Below are 12,342 nucleotides of genomic sequence, written 5' to 3'. Positions count from 1 at the left end.
TATTCAATTCTAATGAGTGTGAGAATAACGAATATGTTTAAACCATTAAACTATATTTTAGGTCTAGATTTAGGAATAGCATCTGTGGGTTGGGCTGTAGTGGAGATTGATGAGCAGGGAAATCCGCTTCGCTTAATTGATGTGGGCGTGCGTACTTTTGAGCGAGCTGAAGTAGCAAAAACAGGTGAAAGTTTGGCGTTAGCTCGTCGTTTGGCTCGTTCTTCTCGCCGTTCAGTGAAACGCCGTGCAGTGCGGATTAAAAAGGCGAAACGCTTGCTTAAAGCTGAAAATATTCTGCTTTCAGTTGATGAGATTTTACCAAACGATGTTTGGCAATTTCGTGTAAAAGGCTTAGATCATAAATTAGAACGCCAAGAATGGGCAGCAGTATTGTTACATTTATTGAAACGTCGTGGCTATTTGTCGCAACGCAAAAATGAAAGCAAACGTGAAAATAAGGAACTGGGGGCGTTGCTGTCAGGTGTATCGACCAATCATCAAATTTTACAATCTGCTGAATATCGCACGCCAGCGGAAATTGCAGTGCATAAGTTCCAAGCGGAAGATGGGCATATTCGCAATCAACGTGGGGATTATACGCACACCTTTAGCCGTTTGGATTTATTGGCGGAAATGGAATTGCTATTTCAACGTCAAACCGAATTGGGCAATCAATACACTTCTTCAAAATTATTGGAAAATTTGACCGCACTTTTAATGTGGCAAAAGCCAGCATTGACAGGTGAAGCCATTTTAAAAATGTTGGGGAAATGTACTTTTGAGCCAACCGAATGTAAAGCAGCGAAAAATAGCTACTCTGCCGAGCGTTTTGTGTGGCTGACGAAACTGAACAATTTACGCATTTTAGAACAAGGAGCGGAGCGAGCTTTAACTGATAGCGAGCGTTTTGCTTTGCTCGATCAGCCTTATAAAAAAGCGAAACTCACTTATGCTCAAGTTAGAACACTGTTGAAATTGTCTGATGAAGCAATTTTTAAAGGTGTGCGTTATCAAGGCGAAGATAAAAAAACGGTGGAAAATAAAACCACGTTAATGGAAATGAAAGCCTACCACCAAATTCGTAAGGCATTGGATGGGGCAGATTTAAAAGACGAATGGAATAGGCTTAAAAATGATTCTGCGTTGCTTGATGAAATCGGTATGGCATTTTCGCTATATAAAACCGATGATGATATTAGCCATTATTTAGGCGGTAAATTGTCTGAAAAGGTATTGAACGTGTTATTGGAAAATCTGAATTTCGATAAATTTATTCAGCTTTCACTCAAAGCCTTGCAGCAAATTTTGCCATTGATGTTACAGGGGCAACGTTATGATGAAGCGGTTTCAACAGTTTATGGCGATCATTATGGTAAAAAATCAGCAGAATCTTGCCGTTTGTTGCCTGCCATTCCAGCTAATGAAATCCGCAATCCTGTAGTGTTACGCACACTGACCCAAGCCCGCAAAGTGATCAATGCGGTGGTGCGTTTATACGGCTCGCCTGCTCGTATTCATATTGAAACAGGGCGTGAAGTGGGCAAATCCTATCAAGATCGTAAAAAACTGGAAAAACAGCAGGAAGAAAACCGCAAACAGCGTGAAAGTGCGGTGAAAAAATTCAAAGAATATTTCCCGAATTTTGTCGGCGAGCCAAAAGGTAAAGACATTTTGAAAATGCGTCTGTATGAGTTGCAACAATCGAAATGTTTATATTCAGGCAAATCATTTGATCCTAATCGCTTGTTGGAAAAAGGCTATGTGGAAGTGGATCACGCCCTGCCTTTTTCTCGTACGTGGGATGACAGCTTTAACAACAAAGTATTAGTGCTTGCCAATGAAAACCAGAACAAAGGTAATTTAACACCTTATGAATGGTTAGATGGCAAAAATAATAGTAAACGTTGGCAAGATTTTGTGGCTCGAGTACAAACTTGCTGTTTCTCTCATTGGAAAAAACAACATATTTTAAGTCATAAATTAGATGAAAAAAGCTTTATTGAACGGAATTTAAACGACACTCGTTATGTGGCTCGTTTTTTGTGTAATTTTATTGCTGATAATATGTTGTTGACGGGTAAAGGTAAACGCAAAGTGTTTGCTTCAAATGGGCAAATTACGGCGTTATTGCGTGGACGTTGGGGGTTACAGAAAGTGCGAGATGATAACGATCGCCATCATGCCTTAGATGCAGTGGTGATTGCTTGTTCAACGGTGGCAATGCAGCAAAAAATTACTCGCTTTGTGAAATATGAAGAGGGTAATGTATTTAGTGGTGAACGTATTGATCGTGAAACAGGTGAAATTATTCCTCTGCATTTTCCTACACCTTGGAAGTTTTTCAAAGAAAATGTGGAGATTCGTATTTTTAGTGAGAATCCTAAATTAGAACTTGAAAATCGTTTGCCTGATTACCCGCAATATAATCACGAATTTGTGCAACCATTGTTTGTGTCGAGAATGCCTACTCGCAAAATGACGGGACAAGGGCATGAAGTGAAATTACGTTCAGCAAGAAAGCTTGATACTACAGGAAAGAGTATTAAAAAAGAGTTTTTAACTGATCTAACGCTTAAGAATCTTGATAATATGATGAATAAAGAGCGTGAGCCAGAACTTTATCAATCACTGGTTGAACATTTTAAGAAATATGGAGATAAGCCTAAAGAAAAATTTTTTAAGAAAGGTGGTACAGAAGTTAAGTCAATTCGAATCTGTAAAACCCAAAATAAATTTGTAGATTTAGGTAATAAAACTATTGCCGATAATGGAGATATTGTTCGCACGGATCTATTTTTAAAAGGGAAAAAATACTATTTTGTTAATATCTATGCTTGGCAGGTTGCAGAAGATATTTTGCCAAGAGAGACAACAACAGGAGATTTATTGGACGATTCTTATATATTCCAATTTAGCTTGTTTAAGAATGATGTATTAGAGATTTCTCACCCTGAAGATGAAAATAAAAGCGTTTTTGTTTATTTTATTCGTCCAGATGATGAAAGAAGATGGATTTTAAAATTTCATGATAACGCTAAAATTCCGAACATATATGGAAAAAAAGATGAAACTTCTATTCGTTTAAGTATTCAAGGGCAAAAATTTATTCGTAAATACCAAGTCGATGAACTTGGTAAAAATATCCGCCCTTGTCGTCCAACTAAACGACAAAATGTACGTTAATTCAATCCCCACACTTTTACGAGTGTGGGGATTTTTGTATTTAAGGAATAATCTATGACTTGGCGTAGTATTTTAATTAGCAAAGGTGGAAAATTATCTTTGCAACAAAATCAAATGTTAATTCAGCAAGAGGGCAATGAGTTTACTGTGCCGTTGGAAGATATTGCGATTGTGGTGGTGGAAAGTCGGGAAACCGTGATTACCATTCCGTTATTGTCTGCTTTTGGATTGTATGGCATTACGCTTTTAACTTGTGATGAGCAATTTTTGCCTTGTGGGCAATGGTTGCCGTTTAATCAATATCATCGGCAATTAAAAACGCTAAAATTACAGCTAGATGCGAGTTTGCCACAGAAAAAACAACTATGGCAGGCGATTGTACAGCAGAAAATCCGTAATCAAGCCAGTGTGCTGAAAATTTGCAAATTTCAGATAGAATCTGACCGCTTATTGAAAATGGCTGAACAAGTGAAATCTGGCGATAAGGAGAATTTAGAGGCTCAAAGTGCGGTCATTTATTTTCAAACTTTATTTGGTAAAGGATTTAAACGTACGGAAGATGAAAATGCAGTAAACAGTGCCTTAAATTATGGCTATACGGTTATGCGTTCGGCTGTGGCTAGGGCGTTAGTACTGTATGGCTGGTTACCGCAAATTGGCTTATTTCATCGCAGTGAACTCAATGCCTTTAATTTATCCGACGATTTTATCGAACCATTTCGTCCATTGGTAGACTTGCTTGTGGTTAAGCTCGCCAATGAAGATAAACTCTCCTTTCATTTATCACCTACGTTAAAACAGTGTTTAATTAAGGTGCTGAATTATCAGCTACTGTTTAAACAAGAAAAAGTTAATGCTTTAACGGCAATAGATCGAACGGTAAGTTCTTTACAAGCTGCTCTGATAAGTAGAAATAGTGATTTGCTAAAATTACCTGGAATTTTACCACTTGCGGAGCATCAATATGAGTGAGAATGTTTTTATGCGTATGATTGTGTTATTTGATTTGCCTGTCACAACCAAGGCAAAAATGCGTGCCGCCAACCAGTTTCGTCAATTTTTACTGAAAGATGGCTACCAAATGTTGCAACTTTCCATTTACACACGTCTTGTGCGAGGTCGTGATTCAATGGAAAAACATCATAAACGATTAGTCGAACATTTGCCTGAAGAAGGAGCAATTCGCTGTATCTCCATCACAGAAAAGCAATTTGCCAATATGGAAATTCTAGTTGGTGAGAAAAAACTGCAAGAAAAAAAGGTTAATTCCAACCAACTTTTGCTGTTTTAGTGTTATTTTTTATGTAAGAAAAAAGCCTTGAAACGCTGTATCTCAAGGCTTTTTAACATCCCTATTATAGCACTGCGAAATGAAAAAGGGAGCTACAACCAATGTAGCCCGTTTATGTTTTCCAGACCTATTATAGCACTGCGAAATGAAAAAGGGAGCTACAACATGGAACTGTATGCTAATGTAGTGCCATCGATTATAGCACTGCGAAATGAAAAAGGGAGCTACAACAAGTATGGATTTATTAGCAGCCCTGATATTATTATAGCACTGCGAAATGAAAAAGGGAGCTACAACGAGGGTTTAATGATCTTACCTTATGATGTGATTATAGTACTGCGAAATATAACACTTGTATTATTAAACGTAATTTTTTGACTTATTATTAAAAAGTAAATTACTTGATATAGGTTTTATTTAAATATTCGAGAAAAATTATTTTCAATATAACAAAAATAAGCCCTAAAAAGGGCTTATTTTAATAAAGTTTATTCCCACTCAATCGTTGCTGGTGGTTTTCCGCTGACATCATACACTACGCGGGAAATGCCGCTGACTTCGTTGATGATTCGGTTGGAGATTTTGCCTAATAAATCATACGGCAAGTGTGCCCAATGTGCGGTCATAAAGTCGATGGTTTCTACTGCACGTAGGCTGACAACCCAGTCATATTTACGACCATCGCCCATTACGCCGACGGATTTTACTGGTAGGAATACAGTAAAGGCTTGGCTCACTTTGTAGTACCAGCCTGAATTGTAGAGTTCCTCGATGAAAATCGCATCTGCTTTACGTAATAAATCACAGTATTCTTTTTTGATTTCGCCTAGCACACGCACACCTAAGCCTGGGCCTGGGAATGGGTGGCGGTTTAGCATTTCTGCTGGCAAGCCTAACGCCAAGCCGATTTTGCGAACTTCGTCTTTGAACAATTCACGTAATGGCTCAACTAAGCCGAGTTTCATATAATCTGGTAAGCCACCAACGTTGTGGTGTGATTTGATTACGTGGGCTTTGCCCGTTTTACTTGCGGCAGATTCAATCACATCAGGGTAAATTGTGCCTTGAGCCAGCCATTTCACGCTGGTGAGTTTTTTGCTTTCGTCATCAAATACATCAACAAACACTTTGCCGATAGTTTTGCGTTTTGCTTCAGGCTCATCAATGCCTTTTAAAGCGTCTAAGAAACGCTCTTCTGCATTCACACGAATGATGTTCAAGCCGAATTTGTCGCCAAACATTTCCATTACTTGATCGCCTTCGTTTAAGCGGAGTAAGCCGTTATCCACGAACACGCAGTGCAAGTTTTTGCCGATAGCACGGTGTAATAACAGTGCAGTTACGGAGGAATCTACGCCGCCTGACAAGCCTAAAATCACTTCATCATTGCCTACTTGTTCTTTAATGCGAGCTACTGCATCTTCAATAATGTTTTCAGGTGTCCAGTTACGCTCACAGCCACAGATATTCACTACGAAATTAGTTAACAATGCTAAGCCACTTTTGGTATGAGTCACTTCTGGGTGGAACTGCACACCATAGAAATGGCGGCTTTCATCTGACATTGCTGCAATCGGACAAGTTGGCGTAACACCTGTAACTTGGAAGCCAGTAGGTAAGCGAGTCACTTTATCACCATGGCTCATCCAAACATCTAATTTTGGATCGCAAGCGGTCACATCATCATTTAATTTTTCAAATAATTTGTCCGCACTTTGTAGTTGAACCGATGCATAACCAAACTCACGATGATCGGACGTTTCAGTTAAACCGCCCAACTGCATTGCCATGGTTTGCATACCGTAGCACACGCCAAGCACAGGTACGCCAGCGTTAAACACATATTCAGGGGCTCGTGGGCTATTGTCTTCAGTGGTGCTTTCTGGACCACCCGAAAGAATAATCCCCGTTGGGTTAAATTCACGGATTTGCTCTTCCGTGACATCCCACGCCCAAAGCTCGCAATAAACCCCAATTTCACGCACACGGCGTGCTATCAGCTGCGTATATTGTGAGCCAAAGTCTAAAATTAAAATTTTATGATTGTGAATGTTGTTCATTGGTTTTCTCTTTAAGTAAATCATTTCTCTGAATTTTCACATCCAGAGGTATCAAGAACTTGTAATCCTTCTTTTTTATAGATTGCAAATTTGCCTTGTCGGCAACTAGCACCAAAAATATTTTGAAACTGCTTAGTTGGCTTTCCTTCAGCAATTAAATATAGATCGCCACGTTCATCTGTCATTTGTTTTTTGATGACCCAATTATTTTTTTGTAAGGCTTTCAGTACGCTTTCTTGGGACTGGCCTTCATACATATCAGGCACGCCACTGGATGACCAATCATTTGCACAAGCTGAAATCATAAATACCACTGAAAGTAAAATTAATTTTTTCATTTGATTTATTCTCCTAACTAAATATACAAGTGCTTAAATTTATTCAAAATTTTATAAAATCTAACCGTTTGTATTATAGCTTAGCCCATACGGTAGTTTGGTGCTTCTTTAGTAATGGTTACATCGTGAACATGGCTTTCTTTGATGCCTGCACCGCTGATTCGCACAAATTGGGCTTTGGTGCGAAGTTCTTCGATGGTGGCACAGCCTGTTAAGCCCATACAAGAACGCAAGCCACCCATTTGTTGGTGGATAATTTCTTTTAAGAAACCTTTGTAAGCAATGCGGCCTTCAATGCCTTCTGGTACTAATTTGTCAGCGGCGTTGTCCGACTGGAAATAACGGTCTGACGAGCCTTTGCTCATTGCCCCTAAAGATCCCATTCCACGGTAAGATTTGAATGCTCTGCCTTGGTAAAGTTCGATTTCACCCGGAGCTTCTTCCGTGCCGGCGAACATTGAGCCCACCATTACACAGCTTGCACCTGCCGCAATCGCTTTAGAAATATCGCCTGAGTAGCGAATACCGCCATCAGCAATCACAGGAATACCACGATCTTTTAATGCTTCAGCAGCTTCTGCAATAGCCGTAATTTGTGGCACGCCCACGCCTGTCACGATACGAGTAGTACAGATTGAACCAGGGCCAATACCTACTTTCACCGCACTTGCACCAGCGTCAGCAAGAGCAATTGCCCCTTCAGCAGTAGCGATGTTTCCCGCTACAATTGGTAAATTAGGATATTTAGCACGAGTTTCACGCACACGTTGTAACACACCTTCGGAGTGACCGTGTGAGCTGTCAATTAAAAGTACGTCTACGCCCGCAGCAACTAATGCCTCAATACGCTCTTCATTACCAGGGCCCGCGCCAACAGCAGCGCCCACACGTAAGCGACCGAATTCATCTTTACAAGCATTAGGTTTTTGTTCCGCTTTTTGGAAGTCTTTTAGGGTAATCATACCTTTTAATTTGAATGCATCATCAACAACTAATACTTTTTCAATACGGTGTTGGTGCATTAATTCAAAAATTTCTTCACGAGCAGCACCTTCTTTAACGGTAACAAGGCGTTCTTTAGGTGTCATAACATCAGCAACTAATGTATCTTTGTCGCTCACAAAACGTGTATCACGGCCAGTTACGATTCCTACTAAATCACCATTTTCAGTGGTAACAGGATAACCTGCAAATTTATTTTCTTTCACCATTTCTGCCAATTCGCCTAATGTTGCAGTCGGACGAACAGTAACAGGGCTAGAAACAATACCACTTTCAAATTTTTTCACTTTACGCACTCGGTCTGCTTGGCGTTCAATAGACATATTTTTATGGATAAAACCGATGCCACCTTCTTGTGCTAAAGAAATAGCTAGTTTTGCTTCAGTAACTGTATCCATTGCCGCTGATAACATAGGAATGTTTAAACGAATGGTTTTGGTTAATTGAGTAGAAAGGTCCGCGGTATTTGGAAGCACAGTTGAGTGTGCAGGGACGAGAAGAACGTCATCAAAAGTGAGGGCTTCTTGTTTGATTCGTAACATTGCAATATCTCTCTTTGTTATAAGGTTAAGTTAAAAAATATTGCGGACGTATTATACAGGGTTCAAAATCATTTGAAAATAAAATTTAAAAAAAATTCAGTTTCTGTTAAAAGTATGATACAAAGATAAATTAAATTTTTACTGAGGGAATTTATGTCTACCTTATTAGAAGTTTTAGCGGATGGGCAGCCACATTCTTTTGAAGAACTTACCGCACTTTTAAACCTTTCAAAAATAGACTTACTCGATCAACTTGAAACATTACAATTTCAAGGTCTCCATTTTCATAGTTCATTAAATGATGTTCAATTAATTCCTCAATTAGATTTATTAGATCAACACCGTTTATCTGAGGCATTAAAACCAAGCAATGTGATTATTAAACCGATTATTGATTCGACTAATCAATATATTATTGAACATTTGGATGAATTAAAAAAAGGCGATTTATGTTTATCTGAACACCAGACCGCTGGGCGAGGTCGAAGAGGTCGTCAATGGCTATCACCTTTTGCCGGTCAGTTAATTATGAGTTTTTATTGGACCTTTGATCCTAGAAAATCTTTAGATGGGTTAAGCCTTGTGATTGGTATGGCGATTGCGGATGCATTAAAAAGTGCGGGGGCAAATGCAATAAATTTAAAATGGCCCAATGATCTTTATTTATCGGGGCGTAAATTGGCGGGAATTCTAATTGAAATTGCTAATCGAAAAAATGGCTTATTAAATGTAATTGTTGGAATCGGTATTAATTTGTCTTTGCCTAAACAAGAGCATCTGATTGATCAACCTTGGGCAGAATTATGCGAATCTCTACCGCACTTAGATCGCAATCAATTAGTTATTCAGGTTGTTAATAAACTATATCAGTATTTAGACCAGTTTGAACGGGATGGAATTGACGAAACTTTTCGTAAAAAATGGAGTGAAATGGATTTTGCTATTAATGAACTCGTTAATGTTATTACGGATAAACAGATTATTGTTGGAGTCAATCAAGGCATTGATGAGAGAGGTTACATTGTTATTAAAACAGAATCTGGCGAAATCATGAAATTTAATGGCGGTGAAGTGTCGTTGAGAAAAGGTAGTTAGCTACTATATTATAGAGAATTAAAAGTGCGGCGGAATTTTAAAAAATTTTACCGCACTTTTTATTGAAGATTAGATAACTTTTTGGATCAATGCAGAAACATCACTCGGGAAAGTTTGAGTTTTAGCCATATCTTCAATTTGTTGTGCCGTATAACTATTAGCGTTATACACCACAACAATGCTGGTATCATCTTTTTGTAAATAATATGTTTCACCAAATTTAGTATAACGAGTTGCGCCTATGCTGATAATCGCTTGTTTAGGATAGTTAGCCAAAGCGATTAATTCAGCAATATTATTCATTGGTCCCTGATCTGGCTGAATATTCATACGATCTATCATCCAATTAAGTAATTTTTCGTGAAAATAACTATAGCCAGTCACAGGGCTATCCACGCCATATACATTAGTTTCACCATTACGTTCGTGAAAACAGGCAATATGATATTGATCTACTTCGCATCCTGTTTTAAAACTTGTTAATGGGAATAAAGTGTTTGATAGACCTTTAGTATTTGCCCCCCAGTTTTTCTTTTCACAAATCTTATTTGCATTTGGACGACGAATAGAACAGTCATTATAAGCACCAAATGCACAGGGTATTAAATTAACCACTTTATTATTTTCATAGACGATATCAAATAGAATCGCCAATTCAGGTTCAATTTGAAGATTATCTGAGTCACTACCAGGGTGGGACAGCGTATCTGAACTTAAAGGATAAATGGATAAGAAACCTGCTTTTTCAGAAGGCACATAAAAAGGGAAGATTGCTTTAGGTTGGATTTTTTCATCAGTTTTTACAGCAACAAAGTCCGCAGCTTCTCCTGCTTGCTCTAAATGGCCAGCAAAATTCCCAGCTACACCTAAGCCAATAATATTTCTATATTTCATTTCTTATACCTATTATAAAGTAAATAATGAATTACTTTACTGGTAATCTGTGCACAAAACAATCTAAATTGGTTGATTAATATGCAAAAGCAAAAAAAATTTTAAATTTTTGAAAAAAGCGCTTGCAAAGGTTTCTGAAATCCCTATAATACGCAGCACACAACGACGCACTGTTGTGAAACGATAAGAAAACACTGTGCGTCGTTATTTTTTGCTCTTTAACAATTTATCAGACAATCTGTGTGGGCACTTGTAAGATTTGGTTTTGAAAAAAATATGAAGTCTTAAGGTGCTGAACAAAGTTAATTTAATTAGCGATTAAAGTCAGTATTTTGAGCGATTAAACTTTTTAAATTGAAGAGTTTGATCATGGCTCAGATTGAACGCTGGCGGCAGGCTTAACACATGCAAGTCGAACGGTAGCACAGGGGAGCTTGCTCCCTGGGTGACGAGTGGCGGACGGGTGAGTAATGCTTGGGAATTTGGCTTATGGAGGGGGATAACTACGGGAAACTGTAGCTAATACCGCGTAATGTCTACGGACTAAAGGGTGGGACTATTTGGCCACCTGCCATGAGATGAGCCCAAGTGGGATTAGGTAGTTGGTGGGGTAAAGGCCTACCAAGCCGACGATCTCTAGCTGGTCTGAGAGGATGACCAGCCACACTGGAACTGAGACACGGTCCAGACTCCTACGGGAGGCAGCAGTGGGGAATATTGCACAATGGGGGGAACCCTGATGCAGCCATGCCGCGTGAATGAAGAAGGCCTTCGGGTTGTAAAGTTCTTTCGGTGATGAGGAAGGCAAGTATTTTAATAGAATACTTGATTGACGTTAATCACAGAAGAAGCACCGGCTAACTCCGTGCCAGCAGCCGCGGTAATACGGAGGGTGCGAGCGTTAATCGGAATAACTGGGCGTAAAGGGCATGCAGGCGGTTGTTTAAGTGAGGTGTGAAAGCCCCGGGCTTAACCTGGGAATTGCATTTCAGACTGGACAGCTAGAGTACTTTAGGGAGGGGTAGAATTCCACGTGTAGCGGTGAAATGCGTAGAGATGTGGAGGAATACCGAAGGCGAAGGCAGCCCCTTGGGAATGTACTGACGCTCATATGCGAAAGCGTGGGGAGCAAACAGGATTAGATACCCTGGTAGTCCACGCTGTAAACGATGTCGATTTGGGGATTGGGCAATAAGCTTGGTGCCCGAAGCTAACGTGATAAATCGACCGCCTGGGGAGTACGGCCGCAAGGTTAAAACTCAAATGAATTGACGGGGGCCCGCACAAGCGGTGGAGCATGTGGTTTAATTCGATGCAACGCGAAGAACCTTACCTACTCTTGACATCCAAAGAATCCTGTAGAGATACGGGAGTGCCTTCGGGAGCTTTGAGACAGGTGCTGCATGGCTGTCGTCAGCTCGTGTTGTGAAATGTTGGGTTAAGTCCCGCAACGAGCGCAACCCTTATCCTTTGTTGCCAGCGACATGGTCGGGAACTCAAAGGAGACTGCCAGTGATAAACTGGAGGAAGGTGGGGATGACGTCAAGTCATCATGGCCCTTACGAGTAGGGCTACACACGTGCTACAATGGTGCATACAGAGGGAAGCGAGCCTGCGAGGGGGAGCGAATCTCAGAAAGTGCATCTAAGTCCGGATTGGAGTCTGCAACTCGACTCCATGAAGTCGGAATCGCTAGTAATCGCAAATCAGAATGTTGCGGTGAATACGTTCCCGGGCCTTGTACACACCGCCCGTCACACCATGGGAGTGGGTTGTACCAGAAGTAGATAGCTTAACGGAAACGGGGGCGTTTACCACGGTATGATTCATGACTGGGGTGAAGTCGTAACAAGGTAACCGTAGGGGAACCTGCGGTTGGATCACCTCCTTACCGAAGACCGACTTGCACGTGCTCACACAGATTGTTTGATAGAAAG

At 40.1% G+C, this 12,342-nt stretch carries 8 protein-coding genes and 1 rRNA gene; 5 read left to right on the top strand and 4 right to left on the bottom strand.

All coding sequences use genetic code 11. The features are described from left to right. Positions 1 to 33: 33 nt before the first annotated feature. From cas9 to cas2, 3 genes are read left to right on the top strand one after another with little or no spacing between them, the layout of a single operon-like run. Positions 34 to 3,183, top strand: coding sequence for a type II CRISPR RNA-guided endonuclease Cas9 (cas9, locus tag BN1226_RS04830; protein WP_044470241.1), 3,150 nt, complete (start codon positions 34 to 36; stop codon positions 3,181 to 3,183). A gap of 54 nt (positions 3,184 to 3,237) precedes the next feature. After that, positions 3,238 to 4,155: a type II CRISPR-associated endonuclease Cas1 gene (cas1, locus tag BN1226_RS04825; protein ID WP_044470240.1), complete on the top strand. Its 918-nt coding sequence runs from the start codon at positions 3,238 to 3,240 to the stop codon at positions 4,153 to 4,155. Continuing rightward, positions 4,148 to 4,474, top strand: coding sequence for a CRISPR-associated endonuclease Cas2 (gene cas2, locus BN1226_RS04820; protein ID WP_005760270.1), 327 nt, complete (start codon positions 4,148 to 4,150; stop codon positions 4,472 to 4,474). Before cas1 ends, cas2 begins: the two co-directional genes overlap by 8 nt. A gap of 488 nt (positions 4,475 to 4,962) precedes the next feature. Here cas2 and guaA read toward each other — a convergent pair whose 3' ends face one another. From guaA to guaB, 3 genes are all read right to left on the bottom strand, one after another. Next, entirely contained in the window at positions 4,963 to 6,534 is a 1,572-nt protein-coding gene (gene guaA, locus BN1226_RS04815) for a glutamine-hydrolyzing GMP synthase (RefSeq protein WP_044470239.1), read from the bottom strand. A 20-nt stretch (positions 6,535 to 6,554) separates the two neighbouring features. After that, the gene (locus BN1226_RS04810) at positions 6,555 to 6,872 is read right to left on the bottom strand and encodes a hypothetical protein (RefSeq protein ID WP_044470238.1); all 318 of its coding nucleotides are present in this window, start codon (positions 6,870 to 6,872) and stop codon (positions 6,555 to 6,557) included. An 80-nt stretch (positions 6,873 to 6,952) separates the two neighbouring features. Then, positions 6,953 to 8,416, bottom strand: a complete 1,464-nt coding sequence (gene guaB / locus BN1226_RS04805; RefSeq protein ID WP_044470237.1) for an IMP dehydrogenase — start codon at positions 8,414 to 8,416, stop codon at positions 6,953 to 6,955. A 153-nt stretch (positions 8,417 to 8,569) separates the two neighbouring features. Between guaB and birA the strand changes: the two genes are divergently transcribed. Next, positions 8,570 to 9,511 (top strand): bifunctional biotin--[acetyl-CoA-carboxylase] ligase/biotin operon repressor BirA, encoded by a 942-nt coding sequence (gene birA / locus BN1226_RS04800; RefSeq protein ID WP_044470236.1) that lies wholly within the window; start codon positions 8,570 to 8,572, stop codon positions 9,509 to 9,511. 69 nt (positions 9,512 to 9,580) lie between these two features. Here the strand turns inward: birA and BN1226_RS04795 are convergent, their stop codons facing one another. Beyond that, positions 9,581 to 10,405: a DUF5718 family protein gene (locus tag BN1226_RS04795; RefSeq protein WP_044470235.1), complete on the bottom strand. Its 825-nt coding sequence runs from the start codon at positions 10,403 to 10,405 to the stop codon at positions 9,581 to 9,583. 351 nt (positions 10,406 to 10,756) lie between these two features. Between BN1226_RS04795 and BN1226_RS04790 the strand changes: the two genes are divergently transcribed. Further along, positions 10,757 to 12,296, top strand: a 16S ribosomal RNA gene (locus tag BN1226_RS04790). Positions 12,297 to 12,342 lie beyond the last annotated feature (46 nt).

It is taken from the genome of Mannheimia massilioguelmaensis, assembly GCF_000940515.1.
Classification (GTDB): Bacteria; Pseudomonadota; Gammaproteobacteria; order Enterobacterales; family Pasteurellaceae; genus Basfia; species Basfia bettyae.
This window is presented reverse-complemented; position numbering and strand designations above follow the sequence as displayed.